The sequence below is a fragment of the Alteromonas sp. MmMcT2-2 genome (assembly GCF_022348305.1).
In the GTDB taxonomy this organism is placed as follows: Bacteria; Pseudomonadota; Gammaproteobacteria; order Enterobacterales; family Alteromonadaceae; genus Alteromonas; species Alteromonas macleodii.
Map to the genome: position 1 here is coordinate 1 of NZ_JAKRFA010000057.1, position 18,196 is coordinate 18,196.

At 41.8% G+C, this 18,196-nt stretch carries 20 protein-coding genes; 6 read left to right on the forward strand and 14 right to left on the reverse strand.

What is annotated here, in order from left to right:
- Positions 1-508: 508 nt before the first annotated feature.
- The gene (locus MHM99_RS19045; RefSeq protein WP_014978046.1) at positions 509-1,798 is read left to right on the forward strand and encodes a tyrosine-type recombinase/integrase; all 1,290 of its coding nucleotides are present in this window, start codon (positions 509-511) and stop codon (positions 1,796-1,798) included.
- A 624-nt stretch (positions 1,799-2,422) separates the two neighbouring features.
- Here the strand turns inward: MHM99_RS19045 and MHM99_RS19050 are convergent.
- On the reverse strand, positions 2,423-2,818 hold the full coding sequence (locus tag MHM99_RS19050; protein ID WP_014978045.1) for an ion channel: 396 nt from the start codon (positions 2,816-2,818) through the stop codon (positions 2,423-2,425).
- 121 nt (positions 2,819-2,939) lie between these two features.
- Between MHM99_RS19050 and MHM99_RS19055 the strand changes: the two genes are divergently transcribed.
- From MHM99_RS19055 to MHM99_RS19075, 5 genes are all read left to right on the forward strand, one after another.
- Positions 2,940-3,470 (forward strand): DUF305 domain-containing protein, encoded by a 531-nt coding sequence (locus tag MHM99_RS19055; RefSeq protein ID WP_012516919.1) that lies wholly within the window; start codon positions 2,940-2,942, stop codon positions 3,468-3,470.
- Positions 3,463-4,194, forward strand: coding sequence for a glutaredoxin (locus tag MHM99_RS19060; protein ID WP_126872392.1), 732 nt, complete (start codon positions 3,463-3,465; stop codon positions 4,192-4,194). The genes MHM99_RS19055 and MHM99_RS19060 overlap by 8 nt, the downstream gene beginning before the upstream one ends.
- 665 nt (positions 4,195-4,859) lie before the next feature.
- Positions 4,860-6,674, forward strand: coding sequence for a copper resistance system multicopper oxidase (locus MHM99_RS19065; protein ID WP_014978042.1), 1,815 nt, complete (start codon positions 4,860-4,862; stop codon positions 6,672-6,674).
- Between the two features lie 9 nt (positions 6,675-6,683).
- Positions 6,684-7,430, forward strand: coding sequence for a copper resistance protein B (locus MHM99_RS19070; protein WP_014978041.1), 747 nt, complete (start codon positions 6,684-6,686; stop codon positions 7,428-7,430).
- 157 nt (positions 7,431-7,587) lie between these two features.
- Positions 7,588-8,913: an APC family permease gene (locus tag MHM99_RS19075; RefSeq protein ID WP_012516915.1), complete on the forward strand. Its 1,326-nt coding sequence runs from the start codon at positions 7,588-7,590 to the stop codon at positions 8,911-8,913.
- 155 nt (positions 8,914-9,068) lie between these two features.
- Here MHM99_RS19075 and MHM99_RS19080 read toward each other — a convergent pair whose 3' ends face one another.
- The 13 genes from MHM99_RS19080 to MHM99_RS19140 form a co-directional block, all read right to left on the reverse strand.
- The gene (locus MHM99_RS19080; RefSeq protein ID WP_020745207.1) at positions 9,069-9,224 is read right to left on the reverse strand and encodes a hypothetical protein; all 156 of its coding nucleotides are present in this window, start codon (positions 9,222-9,224) and stop codon (positions 9,069-9,071) included.
- A 101-nt stretch (positions 9,225-9,325) separates the two neighbouring features.
- Positions 9,326-9,571, reverse strand: coding sequence for a DUF5676 family membrane protein (locus MHM99_RS21295; protein WP_012516913.1), 246 nt, complete (start codon positions 9,569-9,571; stop codon positions 9,326-9,328).
- A gap of 99 nt (positions 9,572-9,670) precedes the next feature.
- Complete coding sequence (locus tag MHM99_RS19090) at positions 9,671-10,042, reverse strand: hypothetical protein (RefSeq protein WP_012516912.1); 372 nt, start codon at positions 10,040-10,042, stop codon at positions 9,671-9,673.
- A 17-nt stretch (positions 10,043-10,059) separates the two neighbouring features.
- On the reverse strand, positions 10,060-10,470 hold the full coding sequence (locus tag MHM99_RS19095) for a hypothetical protein (RefSeq protein WP_012516911.1): 411 nt from the start codon (positions 10,468-10,470) through the stop codon (positions 10,060-10,062).
- Positions 10,454-11,119, reverse strand: coding sequence for an isoprenylcysteine carboxylmethyltransferase family protein (locus tag MHM99_RS19100; protein ID WP_239220317.1), 666 nt, complete (start codon positions 11,117-11,119; stop codon positions 10,454-10,456). Before MHM99_RS19100 ends, MHM99_RS19095 begins: the two co-directional genes overlap by 17 nt.
- Entirely contained in the window at positions 11,112-11,450 is a 339-nt protein-coding gene (locus tag MHM99_RS19105) for a DUF2933 domain-containing protein (RefSeq protein ID WP_012516909.1), read from the reverse strand. The genes MHM99_RS19100 and MHM99_RS19105 overlap by 8 nt, the downstream gene beginning before the upstream one ends.
- 8 nt (positions 11,451-11,458) lie before the next feature.
- Positions 11,459-11,812 carry a cupredoxin domain-containing protein gene (locus tag MHM99_RS19110; RefSeq protein ID WP_012516908.1) on the reverse strand — a complete coding sequence of 118 codons (354 nt, stop codon included), beginning with the start codon at positions 11,810-11,812 and terminating at the stop codon, positions 11,459-11,461.
- Positions 11,813-11,823: 11 nt separating this feature from the next.
- Positions 11,824-14,067 carry a heavy metal translocating P-type ATPase gene (locus MHM99_RS19115; protein WP_239220318.1) on the reverse strand — a complete coding sequence of 748 codons (2,244 nt, stop codon included), beginning with the start codon at positions 14,065-14,067 and terminating at the stop codon, positions 11,824-11,826.
- Between the two features lie 75 nt (positions 14,068-14,142).
- Positions 14,143-14,577 (reverse strand): MerR family DNA-binding protein, encoded by a 435-nt coding sequence (locus MHM99_RS19120; protein WP_012516906.1) that lies wholly within the window; start codon positions 14,575-14,577, stop codon positions 14,143-14,145.
- Positions 14,578-15,371: 794 nt separating this feature from the next.
- A complete protein-coding gene (locus MHM99_RS19125; protein WP_015066038.1) occupies positions 15,372-16,208 on the reverse strand; it encodes a formyltransferase family protein in 837 nt (278 codons plus the stop codon).
- A gap of 302 nt (positions 16,209-16,510) precedes the next feature.
- Positions 16,511-16,822, reverse strand: coding sequence for a hypothetical protein (locus MHM99_RS19130; protein WP_239220319.1), 312 nt, complete (start codon positions 16,820-16,822; stop codon positions 16,511-16,513).
- 142 nt (positions 16,823-16,964) lie between these two features.
- On the reverse strand, positions 16,965-17,435 hold the full coding sequence (locus MHM99_RS19135; RefSeq protein ID WP_012516902.1) for a nuclear transport factor 2 family protein: 471 nt from the start codon (positions 17,433-17,435) through the stop codon (positions 16,965-16,967).
- 20 nt (positions 17,436-17,455) lie between these two features.
- A complete protein-coding gene (locus MHM99_RS19140) occupies positions 17,456-17,851 on the reverse strand; it encodes a CopD family protein (protein WP_239220320.1) in 396 nt (131 codons plus the stop codon).
- Positions 17,852-18,196: the final 345 nt, after the last annotated feature.

The window sequence follows — 18,196 nt, forward strand, 5'->3', positions numbered from 1 at the left end:
ACGCCCTTGCCATTCGGATTATCTTCCCCTCAGTCAGGGTGATTCAGGTTTCTTTCAACCTGACGGGTTTGCCAGCTTCGCTGGGCAAACAAAAAAGCCCTCGCATTTCTGCAAGGGCCTAAATGATGGTGCCTCGACCCGGGATTGCAACGCGCGGCGCAGCCGCAGGGGCACGTTAGCGTGTGCCTGTGTTTTTCAATCGCCGAGATCAAAAAAGCCCTGCATTTTCATGCAGGGCTTTCTGAATAATGGTGCCTCGACCCGGGATTGTAACGCGCGGCGCAGCCGCAGGGGCACGTTAGCGTGTGCCTGTGTTTTTCAATCGCCGAAATCAAAAAAGCCCTCGCATTTCTGCAAGGGCTTAAATAATGGTGCCTCGACCCGGGATCGAACCAGGGACACGCGGATTTTCAATACAAATCACCACTCTAAAGCATTGAAAATATGCAACTTTTAATTTCTTTGCAAATTCTTTGCAAAGAGAGCTCTTTTCTGTTTTACTGGCGCTATGGCAAAACAGACTGAAAGACACGACATAAACGACGAGCTGTATATCTTTAAACAAGATAACAGTGAGCGCTGGTATGCGCGATTTATACTAACCAATCACAAAAAATGGCTCTGTAAATCAACTAAGAAGAAAGATAAAGACGAAGCTATCGCCATGGCACATCGAATCTTCTTAGACCACCAAATTAGACACGAAAATAACACACTAGTCCAAAGTAAGCGATTCAAAGACGTAGCTGACCGCGTCATCGAAAAGCTTGAAGAGCAACTAGAACACGGGGGCGGTAAACGCACCTATAAAGACTATATTCGAGCGTTAGAAAACTACCACATCCCCTACTTTTCGCGTACGTTTATCACCTCAATTGACCAAGAAGAAATATCTAAGTTTGATGAGTGGCGTAAGGGACGAATGAAGAAGTCTCCAGCCTCCTCTACATTATTAACTCACAATGCTGCTCTTCAGCTCGTTTTTAAAGAAGCTATTGAGCAAAAATGGATGATCGCCGCTCAAGTACCTGTTCTTTCTTCGAAAGGTGGAACAGGCACACGTCGTGCGGCTTTTTCTGAAGAAGAGTATGATGTTATCCTCAACGAAATATATGAAGGTGAGCAAAACGCTCATAGTGAAAAGACTCGTCAAATTCGTGAGTTACTATACGATTACTGTGAAATAGCAGTTAATACCGGAATTAGGCCCGGCACGGAGATGGAACACCTAACTTGGAAAGATATCGAGATTAAAACTCAAGGTTCAAAAGCTCAATTTTTCATCAATGTCTCTAAGGGTAAAACAACAAAATATACGGGACCGCGTAAAGTAGTTTGCAAACGTGATGTGATAGGAGCCCTAACGAACCTACGAGAACGCTTTCCATTGCGCACACCCAATCAAAAGCTATTTTTGCTAGCAAGTGGCGAGCCCACAAGGCAATTAGGTAAGGCATTTGAGAAAGCTCTTCAAAGTTCCGGATTAAAAGAGTCACCCAGAGGACCTCGAACGCTGTACTCTCTCCGACACACTTACATTACGTGGCAGCTTCTCAACGGAACCAGCATAGACGTAATTACGCGTCAATGTGGAACCAGTACAGAAATGATCGAGCAGCATTACAGTCATGTAAAACCCGAGATGTTTGCAGATGCATTATCTGGAGTTACTTTTGATAAAGAAGAACCAAAAGCATTGTCTAAGAAAACCTTACATAGACGCGCAAAGACCGCAGAGCGCGATGAAAAACGCTTCAAGGAATGGGTAGAAGAGTATAAAAGGCGTGGGTGTATTTAGTCCACCATATAGGAGATAAGGTTACTTTTTTGTCGTTTAACGGTGGCTTCTTCGGTTGCTTTTAAAAATAAAGAATAGTTATTGAAGATATGTAAATTTAATCAATGCGCTCTAAAACCAAACGAAAATCATAACTCAGTAAAAAAACCCAATTACTAGTATTGATTCATAATCTTCGAAAGTCTGCAGGAAGAACCTCAAAACCCGCAAAAATGTCCGTAAGAGAAGTAAATAGCACAGCGCAGCTCGTATGTTCATCTGTTTGAACTCAAGCTGTAACTGCTTTTGGAAACTAGAGTTATCAGGGATGAAGGAATTACCGAAGTTGTGCGTATGCTCCTATAGTAATCCCAAATATATCTGCATAAGCGACTCGAATAAAAGCGCCAAGATCATAGCCCAGATTTAAATCAGTTTTGAGATAATAAAGTCAGCTTTCAACCGTGCTTTTGGTTCTGAAACGTTTGCTAAGCTATACCCTCAAACTTCTTTAAGAGAGAAGCAAAGAGTGCTCTATTGTTCGCTTTTTAGTATCTAAAAAGACAATAATTTGCGAAACATTGTTTCATTAAAAACTATTCCTGACGGGTGAGGTTTACATCTTCTCAGGTTACAGTTTTTACATTACATATGCTTGAACACTTTCGATGCTGAACAGCTTATTAGTAGAAACCCTGTAGCCGATTCAACTCCTGCTATCATTCGTAGATGTCCGTCCGGCTCGATACTTCCAAGACCCAATGTAGTAATCGTAGTTAGTGAAAAGTAAAAAATATCCATGGAAGTGGCAGGTTGCTTAAAATCGCCGAGCTCGAAATAAAGTCCAATTTCATACGCCAGAGTAAAAATGACTGCTAGTAAAAGTTGGCTCGAAATGGCAATAACGACTACCGACAGTGTTTTTATCCAAGCTCCCTTCAATCTCTCGCTGATATTGTCCGCGACTACTGAAATATTAAAAAGATGCAGCCCTACGCAGCTCAACAGCGCAGCTAAAACTATTAATATAGACAAAAACATAATATTTCCTTGTTGGTACAAAACTTGACTAGTTAAGATTGATTGGTTTGTAACCTCTCTCAAGCTTTCTTTTGTTAGAAAGATCTACAAATATTAACTATTTCTTAAGTAAGGATTACATATGAAATACTCTAAGTTCGCTGCAATGATAATAACTTCAACTGTAGCGATGTTTTTAATGATGTACTTAAATACCTACGCTATCTCGCATGTCTGGTTCAGTGAGACAAGGACTTATATGGCACTCTATATGGGGGCAGGCATGGCGATTATAATGTTAGCTTTCATGTTAGGTATGTATAGCAACAAGAAACTCAATACAGCCATTTTTATAATAGCGGCACTTACTTTCGCCTTGTGTATCTATCTTGTTCGTTCACAAAGTACCATTTCAGATACCGCTTACACGAAAGCAATGATTCCTCATCACTCTATAGCTATTTTGACTAGTGAGCGTTCTAACCTTGAAGACGTTCGCGTACGAGAATTAGCAAACGGCATTATTAAAGCTCAGCGAAAGGAAATAAAGGAGATGGAGTGGTTGATAGAGGATATAAATAAGAATGGCAAGGTAACAACTCAGGAACAGGCCGAACAGCGTCCAATTCCTCAATTTGAAGGTAAATTGAATAAAGGAAAGGAAAATGAGTAAGAAAGCTATCCTATATAGAATGGTTACTAAAGAGCACATTTGCCCTTACGGTTTAAGGTCAAAAGACTTACTAGAGCGAGAAGGCTATTTAGTAGAAGACAATCATCTTACTTCACGTAATGACACCGATGATTTCAAGCAAAAGCATGGTGTAGAAACGACGCCTCAAACCTTCATCGAAGAAAAGCGAATTGGTGGATATGATGAGCTTCGTAAATACTTCGGGAAAGGAGAAGCGGGGCAGAACGGAACTACTTATGCACCTGTTATTGCGATTTTTTCTGTGGCAGCTCTGCTATCGTTAGCATTCCAGTTCTTTGTTTCTGAAGACTTCATCTCTATAAGAACACTGGTTCTCTTTATTGCTTTCTCAATGACACTACTTGCAGTTCAAAAATTGAAGGATTTGTATAGTTTTACAAATTCGTTCATAACCTACGATTTGTTGGCAATGAGGTGGCTTCGATATGGTTACATCTACCCATTTCTTGAAGCCTACGCGGGGATAGGAATGGTAGCTCAACTGCCTGCCATAGCTGTTGCGCCATTTTCACTATTTATAGGAACCGTTGGGGCAATTTCTGTCTTTAAAGCAGTATATGTGGATAAACGGGAGCTCAAATGTGCTTGTGTCGGTGGGGACAGTAACGTGCCGTTAGGTTTTGTTTCACTATCAGAAAACATTTTTATGATAGCAGGCGCATTTCTCATGTTATCTTTTTAGTTACAAGAGTTGCTTATCGACTAAACTTAATAAAAGTAACTCTATCAGCTTTTAAGATTGAAAAGACTGCTTGTTTAACTACATAGGAAGTTGTTTATCTTAGTTACAAGCAAATGTCATTGATTAAAGTGTCCTTAAGACTTATCTTGTCTAAGGGAATAACGTCGCGTAAAGGTTGAGAGCAAATACAAAGTTATGAGATCTATTATTTTCACACTATGCATTGGATATTTATTGGTACTGTTTACCGTGCCAGTTGATGCGTGTGAAATGAAAATGGATGAACATAGCTCATTAACTAAGGTTTCTCACAAATTCGCAGACGCTCATGAGGAGAAACGTAGCAGTTCACCTAGTTCTAAGCATCAAAGCGCTCACACTGATGGACACCCCTCGCATTCGGGTAAATCAGGTTGCTGCAATGATGGATGTATGTGTATAGCTACCAATTGCTACCACTTTACAAGTCTTTTTTACGTTCCCATTCGTCAATTTGAAACAACGTTTGCTGAGCAGTATGACATTATCGCTCTAGCTGTTCCCTTCAAAATTTTCACTCCACCTTTTCGTCCACCGATAGCCTAAGGCACTGACTTAGTTAGTAATACTTTTTAAATGGATGAACTTCCTTCGTCCAGTTAGTATCAATTCAAAGGCTAAAAACTATGAAAAATTCTATCGACAACGGTCGCAGAAGATTTGTGCTCGGTGCCCTAACCTCGAGCGCTGCGGCTGCGTTAACCAACGTTAGTCCTCTATGGGCAGCACCTGTTGGTCGCCATTTTAAAGATCAAGTTTTGACAGGTGATATTAAAAATCTCAATGTGTCAAAAGCGCAATTGCCAATAGGCTCAAATATGGGCTCACCTATAACGATCAACGGTCAAATGCCGGGCCCGTTGATTAGATTGAAAGAAGGACAGCGAGCGCACCTCAATGTAACTAACCACCTTAACCAAGATACTTCAATACACTGGCACGGGATTATTTTACCACCAGATATGGATGGCGTTCCGGGAGTTTCCTTTGCCGGAATAAAACCTGGCGAAACATTTAAATATGCATTCGATGTCGAGCAAAACGGCACCTACTGGTACCACAGTCATTCAGGCCTCCAAGAACAGTTGGGCCATTTAGGACCTCTTGTGATCGACCCTGCAAATGGAGACATTGGGGCTGATAGGGAACATACAATTATTTTAAGCGATTGGACGTTTTCAGACCCCCATGAAGTTATGCGAAAACTGAAGGTAGCGGAAGGTTATTACAATTATCAAAAGCGAACTATTTTCGACACGTTAGAAGACGTAAAGAAAAAAGGGTTTGCCGATACATGGGAAGAGCGTGCTATGTGGGGTGCAATGCGTATGAGCCCTCGCGATATAGCTGACGTTACAGGCAGTACATATACATACTTAATGAATGGCCGGACACCACAGGACAACTGGCAGGCCCTGTTTAAAGTAGGCGAAAAAATCCGGTTGAGGATTATAAATGGTTCTGCGATGACTTATTTCGACTTTCGCATCCCAGGGCTTGAAATGACGGTTGTAGCTGCAGATGGTCAGCCTGTTAAACCAGTAAATGTGGATGAATTTCGAATTGCAGTAGCGGAAACTTATGACGTAATCGTTCAGCCAAAAGAGCGAAAAGCTTATACCTTTTTTGCGGAAAGTTTTGATAGAAGTGGATATGCGCGTGGCACCCTAACCCCGTCAATTGGCCTTACTGCAGAGGTTCCCCCACAGCGAGTTATCACAGAGCGTGGCATGGCGGCGATGGGGATGGACATGTCTGGTATGAAAGGCATGAATATGGATAAGTCCAAGGTCGACAGCTCGGGCATGGCTGCTCCAAAAGGTGAAATGAAAGGAATGGGGCAGCATAGCGCCCATACAATGCATGGCACCCAAATGGAAGGAGAAATGACCCCCTCCAAAAAGCTCCCAGTAGAAAGCATAGACATTGTCCACAGCGAAGACGGGCACGGCGCTGGTGCAGCGATGATTGCTAAAAATCCAAGCTCTAGGTTGGATGAACCTGGGATCGGTTTGGAAGACAGCCCACATCGTGTCCTTGTTTATACAGATTTAGTCGGTGAAAGTCCTTGGCCTGACGAAAGAGAGCCGGAACGTCAAATTGAGCTTCACTTAACGGGCAATATGGAAAGGTACATGTGGTCGTTCGATGGCAAAAAGTTTAGTGAAGTAGACGGATATGTACGTTTCAATTATGGCGAGAGACTACGTCTGATCTTGGTTAATGACACTATGATGGATCACCCTATTCATTTACATGGTATGTGGATGGAACTTGAAAACGGCCAATATCCAAGACCTCGTAAACACACGATCAGCCTCAAGCCTGGAGAGAAGGTCTCGTTACAAATCAGCGCAGATGCCCCCGGTGAGTGGGCGTTTCATTGTCACCTGCTATACCACATGGAAGCAGGTATGTTTCGTGTTGTACAGGTCGCATAGGAGATTAAAATGAAACAGATATTAATAGCAGGCCTAATAACATTAACTTTGAGCGTTGACAATGCTTTGGCTCAATCAAGAGATGACTGGCCATCTCCTATTCCTAATGAATATTTTGGCCAAGTTCTATTTGACCGGCTTGAATATACTCGCACTGATGAGCAGCAAAATATAGCGGTCTGGGACATGCAGGCGTGGTATGGCGGAGATTACCATCGTCTTGTTTTTAAAAGCGAAGGCGAAAATACACAAAACGATGGAATGCCTACTGATCTGGAACGAGCAGAACTGTTGTACGGTTATCTCGTTTCTTCTTTTTGGTCTATACAATTTGGTGTGGGCACAAAGGGAGAGCTGTCATCCGATGCGGATATGGAAAACTATGCGGTGGTCAGTTATCAAGGTCTAGCGCCTTACTGGTTTGAAATGGAAAATTCACTGCGTATTAACGAAGACGGTGACATGCAGTTCATCAATGAAACCGAATATGACTGGCAACTAAGTCAAGTTTCCTATCTGCAACCGCGACTGGAAGTTGTTGCCAACCTCACCGATTCTGAAAAGTATGACCGTCAAAGCGGGTTGAGTAATATTCGTATTGGTTTGCGATATCGGCATGAAATAGTGAGGGAGGTAGCACCTTATGTCGGTGTTTATTACAGCAAAGCTTTGGGAAATACAGCTGATGCATTAAAGGCTGAAGGCAAGTCAACCAGTGAAACTGGTGTAGTGTTAGGTGCAAGGATTTGGTTTTAAACGCCCTACGCTAAAAATGAAATAACTGGTATGCCATTGCCAGTTATTTCTTTCTACACGTCTTCGAATTTGTTTTGTAATGGGCCTGTGTCCTTATATTTGCTGCAGGTTGCTTTTGTTGTTACTCAGGCTCACATGACATAAAGGAGTAACCAATATGAATGAACACGAGCATTCAAACAGGAAAGATTCGTTAAGCCTCTGGGGCGCGGTATCGATGGGAACTGGTGTAATGATAGGTGCTGGTATATTTGCTTTAACCGGGCAAATAGCAGAGCTGGCAGGCACATGGTTTCCTTTTGCGTTTTTAGTTGCAGCGATAATTGCAGGGTTTAGCTCATACAGTTACATCAAAATGGCACAGAAATACCCCTCTGCAGGTGGTATCGCCATGTTTCTGAAAAAAGCCTATGGTAGAGGTCTGCTGACTGGTGCCTGTGCATTGCTAATGTTTTTTTCCATGGTTATCAATGAAAGTTTGGTAGCCCGCACTTTTGGCACTTATGTCCTACAATTGTTTGACTCTCAGGGCGCTGAGTGGCTTATACCAGCGCTTGGCGTGAGTCTTCTTATTGTGGCATTCATTGTTAATATTTTGAGTAATCAATTCATACAGACCCTCTCATTTATTATGGCTTTTATCAAAATAGCAGGACTTGCAGTTTTGGCAATTGGTGGGCTGTGGGCAACCGGTTTGTCGTTTGAGAGCGTTTCAGCTCAACCGCAAGATACCAGCGCAACCGGTTTTCTCGGAGCCGTGGCACTTGGTATTTTGGGATACAAAGGATTCACTACAATCACAAACAGCGGAGGCGAGCTCAAACAACCAGAAAAAAATGTAGGAAGGGCCATAGTCATTTCTATATCCATTTGTGTGGTACTTTATGTTTTTGTCGCAGTTGCAGTTGGAGCAAATTTATCAATTGGCGAAATAATACAGGCAAAAGATTATTCGCTTGCTGAAGCATCTCGACCCGCATTCGGCCAGTATGGTGCTTGGTTTACTATAGCTTTCGCGATTATTGCCACGTCTTCCGGTGTCGTTGCCAGCATCTTCGCTGTTTCAAGAATGCTATCGATGCTTACATCAATGCAACTTGTGCCTCACCGTCATTTTTCATTACCGGGAGATATAAGAAGACATTCCTTAATTTATACGTTAGTCATCGCAATATTTCTTACCATATTCTTCGATTTGAGCCGCATAGCCTCCATCGGTGTAGTTTTTTATATCGTAATGGATATCTTCATCCACTGGGGAGTGTTCAAGCATTTACGAGATGATGTGCAAGCTAAAGCTTGGGTACTAGTCAGTGCAATTATTCTCGATATCATTGTTCTTCTATCTTTTATGTGGGTGAAAGCAAAATCAGATATCTTCATTGTTGGGATTTCTGTGGCTGGACTTCTTATCGTATTCGCGGCTGAGAAATGGTTTCTAAAGCTCCATGCGTATGATGATGATGATAAAAATTATAACTGATGCAAATCATTGAAGCTGTTCATGAACTACATCGACGGAGTAAGACAATATTCAGCGTAGGCAGAGTAGCAGCCTAAAAGGTAAGCGCAGTTGTTATGAATAGGAAAGGAATTAACCGGCATTAGCGTGCCGGTTATTTTTACTCGTGGCACACTTTAACCGCTTTTTTGCTGCTTCAGTGTATCCATTATTTCAGCAAACTCCTGTCCTTTTGACTCAGGTGGCTGGCTACAACCCTGCTTCTCTGTATTGGTTTGACTGGGTAGTTGCATGGCTTGCTGTAAGGCTAATTCTGAATTATTGGTTATCATAATATCTCACCGTTAGTTTAAATTTATGTGGCAGTAGATATCAGCAAATATCGTACCTGTGCTAAAAGGACAAATACTGACTATTTATTTAGCCCTCACTACTACAGTTGCCTATTGTAAATACTGGCAATAAGCCAACCCAGTACACCTGCGAACAAAGCCCATAAAGCTCCGCCTATCACTACACCCAATAAAGGCACGTTCCATATCATCCCTTGCCAGTCTGAAAACATTATATTACCAGCCATGGGTGACATCATGTCGGGCATTGTAATAATGAACAAAGAACTAACAACTAACAACACTCTCGAAGCTGAACGATGCGGCGCACGCGAACGCAAATACATTTTCTCGAATTTTCATCTTACGCCTCCTTAAAGCCAGCATCATAATGTAACGACATCGCTCAGCATTGTTGTTGAGTGAGAACGTAGAGCACATTAAGGTTATGTACGCTTCCTGTGAGCGCCCTGCGGCAAGTGGTGGCAACTCCACGGTTTGTGCGTCGCATTGTCTTTTATATTTTGATCTACAAACTGGTAATAACCTTCTTTTGTGTGTGTCCACCAGTCATTGTGAAGATCTGCGCCGTGTTTTCGAATGATCGCTTCAATACCGTCTAAATCGATATGTGTCGCATCATATGCCAGGTGAATAGCCCCTTCTTTGATGTTGTAGCTCACCTCATCAATGCCAAAGAGCTTGTCAATCTCTTCAATTAGGGGCTCGCAATTTGCCTCATAGACATTGCTGAGCCGTAAATTCCGAACGACTAAATTTGCTTCTCTGACACCGACTCTGTGGTCTAAATCACTCATATCTTTCTCCTCGGGTGTTAATTTGAATGTTTCTGAGATTCGGGTGAATGGCTTCCATCCATTTTCGACATCATTACTTCCATCATCTTAAGATGCCTTTCTGCCATATCAACTTGGTTTTGCATGGGTTGCCCTTCCATTTTTTCGTGCATTATATGCATCATTCCCATCATGGATTGCATGTGTTTTTTCATCATTTCACGCTGCTTGCTGGGATTCTTTTCTTCTTTGATAGCGTTAACTTCTTCCTTCATCGACTTTATTTTTGCATTCATCATATGCATATCTTGGCCACGCATAGGCATTCCCGTTTGAATCTCTGGCTTGTCTGAGCCCTTATGCTCATGCTCTTCCATTTGTTGAGCTTGCGATGTTGCAGCCATTACTAATGTGGTTGAAAAAATGATTGATTTAGTGAATTTTTTCATGGTTTTCACCTTTTAATTTAAAGTTGAGGTTTGGGATCCAGCCAGGTGTCGTGTTGATATAGCTCACATACTCATCGCCAAATTCAGCAATAGCCAGAGCTTCTTCACGCTTTGCCAGTTTCACATACACAACAACTAAAACTGGAAACATGACCAGTGTGGGAATGGTCGGCCATTGCAACAAAAAACCGAACATGATCAGTATGAAGGCTAAATATTGAGGGTGGCGACACCGCGCATACCATCCAGTCTTAGCTAAGTGATGGTTCTTCTGAGCGTGGTGCAGCACATTCCATGCTGAGGACAAGATAAAGAATCCTGCAACAATAAATACCATACTGGCGATATGAAATAGGTCCCAGTGGGCGTCGCCTTTAAAACCAAAGAAAGTATGCAACAGATGTCCGTTTTCGTGCGCAAAAAAGTTTACTTCCGGATAGGTTTCAGCAAGCCATCCTGACAAGAAATAAATAGTCAGTGGGAAGCCATACATTTCGGTAAACAGGGCTACAATAAACGCAGAAAATACCCCCAAACTTCGCCAGTCGGTGGAAGATTTTGGCTTTACAAAACTGAATGCAAAAAAGATAAAAATAGCTGAGTTCAGTATCACCATTGACCATAAGCCATAATCATATGTATCATTCATCTTGGTTGTCCTTTTTAAGTGACTCCTTTCGGCCTTCCTCCAACCCCTGAATGTATCCATCACGATAAGCCGCGTTGTTATCACTCAATTCCTGAAAACTTTTCTGCTTATTGTCACTGTCGCGAGAATGTTCGTGGGCGTGTCCGTGTTTACCGTGGCTACTGTGCATGAATATATGCATGAATGGGCACAGCAATAAAATCAAATAGGGAAGAAACTGAAGGACATGATGACCATGTTCGAAAATTAAAAAATAAGTAACGGCAGCGATCATCGCTAATGCTGCCCACCCTGTAGGTGTTGACCAAAATCTGGGGTGACTGTTTTTCATGACTCCTCCTATACCACCGTAAGAACACCGCGATACATCTGCATCTGGCAGTGAAAAGTATGTTCGCCCTGTGGGACGTTTTCGAGGTGAATTGGTGTTACCTCATTAAGCGTTAGCTGCTCACTGATATCTAATGAAGGAATTAGCAGTACTTCGGAACAGGGAGACTCATCTTTGCGCAAAAACTTCAACGTAACAGATTGGTTTGCGTTTACCTGAATAGACGCTGGTGAGTACACGCCATTTTTTACTTCTATGAGTATTTCGTTACTTTCAGTAACTGTCTGATCAGGCTTGTATAACCAAAACCACCAAATAATCAGTGCAATACCCGTAAGTCCTACAATATTAATTATCATCATAAGAAAACTCCTTAGTGGTCCTTTGCCTTGAATAGGCGAAGCCGGTTCGCATTTGATACCACTGTTAACGAAGAAAATGCCATGGCGGCTCCGGCGATAACTGGGCTTAGCAATACTCCGAAAAATGGATAGAGCACGCCCGCCGCAAAAGGTATACCTGCTACGTTGTAGATAAAGGCTCCAAACAAGTTTTGCTTAATGTTGCGCAAGGTGGCTTTACTAACCGCTATAGCATCGGCCAGACCATGCAACGAGCCGCGCATCAGGGTGATATCGGCGCTTTCAATGGCAACGTCCGTTCCTGTACCAATGGCAAAGCCAACATCAGCCAAGGCAAGAGCCGGAGCATCGTTAATTCCATCACCAGTCATACCCACTACTTCTCTCTGCTGCTGTAATTCATGTACTTTGTTGGCCTTATCTTCGGGCAATACTTCAGCAAAAAACTCGCTTATTGCCGCTTTCTTTGCCACTGCAGCAGCAGTTTCTTTGTTGTCCCCCGTTAACATGATGACCCGGATATCATTAGCCTGAAGACGCTTGATGGCAGAAACAGAGTCAGGTTTTATCGGGTCGGCAACCGCTATGATGGCAGCAAGTTGTCCATCTACAGCGAAATACATGGGAGTTTTGGCGTCTTTGGCCAGTGTTTGTGCTTTCTCTGAATAATTACCTATGCCCACCCCTTTTGAAGCCATAAGCTTGCTGTTACCAAACAATAAGGCCTTTCCTTCACAACGGCCTTCAACCCCCATACCGGTAATCGCATTAAACTCTTCGGTTTTCAGCAGCTCAATGCCCTGGTCGTGGGCACTTTCTACTATCGCCATTGCTAATGGGTGCTCTGAACCATTTTCCAGACTAGCTGCCAATTGCAGCACTGTCTTTTCATCACTGAAATTGGCTAAAATTATGTCAGTGACCTTGGGTGTACCTTCCGTAATCGTTCCGGTTTTATCCAGTATCATCACACTGATTTTTGATGCCGTTTGTAGCGCTTCGCCGTTGCGAATTAGCACGCCGGCTTCAGCAGCCTTTCCAACCCCCACCATAACTGACATCGGCGTGGCTAGGCCCAATGCACATGGACAAGCAATGATCAATACAGTGGTGGCCGAAACTATGGCAAATGCCAGTGCGGGCTCAGGCCCAAAGTTCAGCCATGCTAGCGCACTGAGCACAGATATAATCATGACCACAGGAACAAAGTAAGCGGATATCACGTCGGCCAAGCGCCCAATAGGCGGCTTTGAATTTTGTGCGCGTTTAACCATTGCAATGATTTGCGCCAGTGCCGTGTCTTTACCTACTCGAGTTGCTTTAAATAGAAACATTCCTGACTTGTTGAGAGTTCCAGCAACGACTTCATCGTCATGTGATTTTTCAACTGGCATCGGTTCCCCGGTTAGCATGGACTCGTCGATTGACGTATGGCCTTCAACAACCACACCATCAACAGGCACTTTTTCTCCAGGCCTGACTTTGATGACATCGTTAAAAAGCACTTGCTCGATAGCGACCTGGACCTCTTTATTGTCGCGAATAACCGTGGCTGTTTTCGCTTGTAATCCAATTAAACGTTTGATTGCTTCTGAGGTTTTTCCGCGGGCTTTTAGTTCTAAGGCAAGCCCCAGATCAATTAGACCAATGATCATAGCTGTAGCTTCAAAATAAACGTGCCTTGCCATTAACGGCACTGCTTCAGGTACCAACACTACCAACATCGAATAGAACCATGCTGTGCCTGTACCAAGTGCAATGAGTGTATCCATATTGGCAGAATGATTTTTAAAGCTCTTCCACGCACCGATGTAAAAATGCCGGCCGGAAAAGAACATTACACCCAGCGTCAGTAGGCCAACTGCTAGCCACAACAACCTTTCGACATTAGTCTCGACCGTCATTTCGTCGACAACAATGCTATAAGTCATTAGAGGGATACCTAGCGAAAGCGCAATGAAAGTATCTCGCATCAGCTTTTTGTAATAGGTCCTATCCGCTGCTTCTTTTTCATCGACTACATCAGTGTCAGGCTTATCTTCGAAAGGCTTTGCGTTGTAACCAACGGACTCTACTGCTTGAACCAATAATTGAGAATCCGCTGTACCCGTTACAAGTACTGTTCTGTCTGCAAAGTTCATTTCGGCATTCTGCACTCCCGGCGTCTGCTTCAAGGCAGCTTCTATTTTTCCAACGCAACTGGCACATCCGGCGCCTTCTATCACTAATTGTCGCTGTGTTACTTCTGCACTCATAGTGCTCTCCTTTTTTCCTATTTTTAGAAGACTTGTTTTTTGACGGACAACGATTTTTCTGAAGAAACACCTGCATTAAGTTCTGTCATTTATGTTTTCCTCAAGGACGGTGTGTTCAAACTCTTCTATTAAATGACAGACCACGTGTGAGGATGGGGCTTTGTCACCCATTGCTCCCCATTTCCTTACTGCCAGCATCATATTTTGCCTGAGTAACAACATTGCCTTAAATTGTCTTTCTGTTTCTGCTAGCCTTCTTGCAATTAAGGTTCTAACTAGGGGACAAGCGGTCTTTCCATTATCTGCTTCTCTGAGAATTTGCTTGATATCTTCAACTGAAAAACCTAAATGCCTTGCACTTAATATAAACCGCAACCTGGAAGCATCTTTCGTTGAATAGAATTTATAACCATTGTCAGATTTTGCCGGCGTTATTAACTGCAAGCGCGTGTAATAGCGAACAGTATCTGGCGTTGTAGCCAAGGCGCTTGCGATCTCTCTTACTTTCATAGTTGTTCCGATGTCTTTAACCTAAAATTTTACTTATACCTAAAGGCTAAACCTGTGTGTGGGACGCGAGTCAATAGGCATGTAACTCGTGAAACTTTCGGTTCTAAGATGTAATGCGTTTGTAAGTGAGGCGGATAATACTTGCTGTTCGTTTACTGATAGCAAACAGTGTCTTAATGTATATTAATTAAGCAGTTGATCGTCTAAGACATTCTTTGATTGCAATTGATTAGTAAAGAAAACTTAGAGAAAAGCCTCACTGAGTTTATGTGTAGCTCTTAATCGGAGGGTGGAAGGGAGGAGAGTGTATACCAATTAAAGGGGTAATATTTATATCTGAAAATGAGCTTTGCTTAATGTTTTCACTTATCAGAATTTCAATATTTGAAAGTATACAAAATTGGGTTAAAGAAGTTGCACAGTAAGCACCTATACAGCACGCGCATATCGATTGATCATTTCCTTCGCAGTGCTGTACATCCTGGTTCTTTTCTGAATGAAGTGTGTGATTATTTAAAGTAGTATGTTCTACGCTTGATAAGGAATCATTTGAGGACATATGAGATTCTGATGTGTCGTGACCATCACATTTAATTGGGTTCGTCATAGCAAAGCCGTGCTGTGAAAGCAGCGCAGCTATTAGTACTAATTTACACCACTTATAAATGCCTGACACAATAAACTCCATCAGTGAGTAAGGGAATAGTAGCGGTATTCCGTTATTCTTACTTTGACGTAGATCAACACAACACAAAAAAGTGCTTAGGACCTTTAAACATTAAAGCCGTAATCAACTAGTTTAGTACTCTTGATTCATATAGCCTTAAACTACGCTTAGAAAGTACAACATAGCCATCATTTATAGCAATGCTTTTAATTAGTGCATCCTCAAAGATTATGCTACCGCACGTGAAATCGTGACTGAAAGTTGTGACTTCGACATCATTTGCGATATATAACGCGTTATCTAACGAAATAAGAATCCCAAAGTGCCCATACTGTCGAAGGGCATGACTAAATTGAGCGGTGTTTTGATCCCAATTTACAAACCTTCTTTTTACTGGAGGTAGACTTTGGAATGACGCTAGCTTTTCCAATTGAGGTGTGGCGTTATTATAAAGTTCATTAAAGTTATTAAGTAATTCTTCTAACAGAGTTTCTGCGAGTAACTGAGACTTGACCATCAATGATGAAATCGTTTCATTGTTTTCGACCTCAAATTTCTCTTGGATTAGGATGCTACCTGCATCAAGTTTCTCAGTGAGTTTATGAATGCTAACACCCGCGTTCTCAGGGTTGTCGATAATGTAGGTGAGTGGGGTTGGGCCTCTACTTTTGGGTAGTAAAGATGGGTGGATATTAATCGCATATTTTATTTCGTTTGTGGGTACTTTGTATCCGTAATCGGCTACAACAAAGACTGTCTGTTCGTCATTTAAATATCCTTTAAGAGTCACGATACTTGGTTTTTCAGTGGAATAAACAATATTGTATTTACGACAAATTCGTTTGATGAAGCTCGCATTTTCCTGAACATCGTTTATAAAAACGCGTTCAATGTTCAATCTATTTTTAATTAGAAGTAACAAACAATTCGAGAATAAGTCGTTTCCAAAATAAACGATTTTCATATTTCTCTGCACCTTTTGAGAATAGCGTATGTGGAACAAAATGTAGGTTGGGAGGACAAGTGTTTAAGGATTCGATGTTGATTAAAAATCTGTGCAAAAACGAATAATAAGGGTTCATTGGCTGGCGGGAGGCTTAGTTCGTGCCAATATGAAGTGTAAGGCATTTTGGCAATAGGATAGCCGAGATGGTTCTGATATTGAGCAAACTGGAAAGCTACCGTTGATATTACCAAAGTAGCTTTCAATACATTTATTTCGCTAGTCTTTTGCACGATTTCTACTAGAGGAATGCGTGTGAACTATCAGCCACTCACCGTTAACTTTTTTAAAAGAAAGGTTTGAAACCCCGTTTTGTTGAAAGTTTCTCCAGACTTCCTAACCTTTCCTTGAACGGTTGTATCAACGAGTGTCCAAGCAAAATCATCTTCTACATGAGTTTGAATGTTAGAAAAATCTAAACTTAAGAAAACTAAGGCATCCTTTTCTGGTTCAACATGATGCTCTATCAAGTCACTTAACCCTACATTCTGTCCGCCAGATTCAAAGTATCTTGCGCCTTTAAAATCGAAAAAGTGCTTTTTAAAGGGGGGCACCGTCTCCATTCTCCCAGCCATATTCAATTTGCTTTATAATATCTTTTATCTGATCTTTATCAGTTGCATTGTTATCATGAGCGAAAGTGAAAAAAGATAACAAAGACGAAATGATTATGATTAAAAATTTTTTCATACGAGCTCTCTCGGGTAGTTAATCGAATCAATTTGACCAATGAATATGTTTGATTTTCCACTCTCCTTCGGTGTTGATTAAGACAATTGTTTCCATACTTTGGTAGTCTCTCTCTTCCCCCTTAAACATCCCATTGACCAGAAACCGCGATGCGGAGATTGCTGTGTTGCCCAGAACTTTGACTTGATGCTCCAACGCTTTATTTGTCACTGACGATAGATATTCCATATCTGAATTCATATGATGTTGAGCATATTCATCTGCGCTCCTCTCAACTCCGCCTCCTTCATAAATAGTCACATCATCCGCCAGTAGGCTCTTCGCAGTGATTTTGTCTCCCGTATTAAGCGCGTGATGGAATGCAATAACTATTTTAGCTGCAGGCGTATCTAACCCACTAAACATACCTTTCTCATGATGTTCTTTTTCATGGGCACTAGCAGCAAAACTCATGATTACGGGCATGATAAATAGTAAGACTAATAATTTAATTTTCATTTGAATTTCTCTTCTAAGTTTTATCTTTCGGGACCTACAATACTCGTAAGCCCAGAAGTAATGATTAAAATAGCAACTGCTATTGTTAACTCTAATGAAATGGATTTTGAGAGTGCTTCGCTTCCCGAGCCACTTTTAAGTTTTGGGACTAATTTCAGTTTGTGCCGTATAGCAATAGCTAGAATGCTAGTTACAAGGAACATTTTAACAAGAAGAGTTTGCCCATATATGGAGCTAAATAACCCTTCAAAACTACCTACCAATTGAATAGCTAGCCAAATGCCTGCAGATAATAATAAGGTAACCAATACGGCCGCCTGCGTACCAAACCTATCCATTAATTTATAAAGCTTTTCGTAGCTCTGGTAATGGCAGGAGAGCTTTAACGGAATCAATGCACCAAACCACCAAGCCATAACAAATACGTGAACCATAAGTAGTATTCGAGCAATACTTCCTAATTCAGAAACGTGGCCGGTTAAAGTAAATGTGTACGAGAGAGTGAATAGACACAGCACAAGTAAGCAAGACTTTAACCTTAGGAAAGGTTTAAGAGGTTTAAATTTCAATAAGTAGATAGTTATTAAAGCTACGGCTAACCCCCCCGCACGATACAAGGTGACTTCACCGATAGGAGAACTCAACATTATCTTAAGCATAAAGGAGACTGTAACTAATTTTGTGTAACTGCCTATCTCAATTTACTCTATAGAGAGTTAAGGATAGGCAGATGAACATGAATAAGAAAGAGCTTGAAGCTT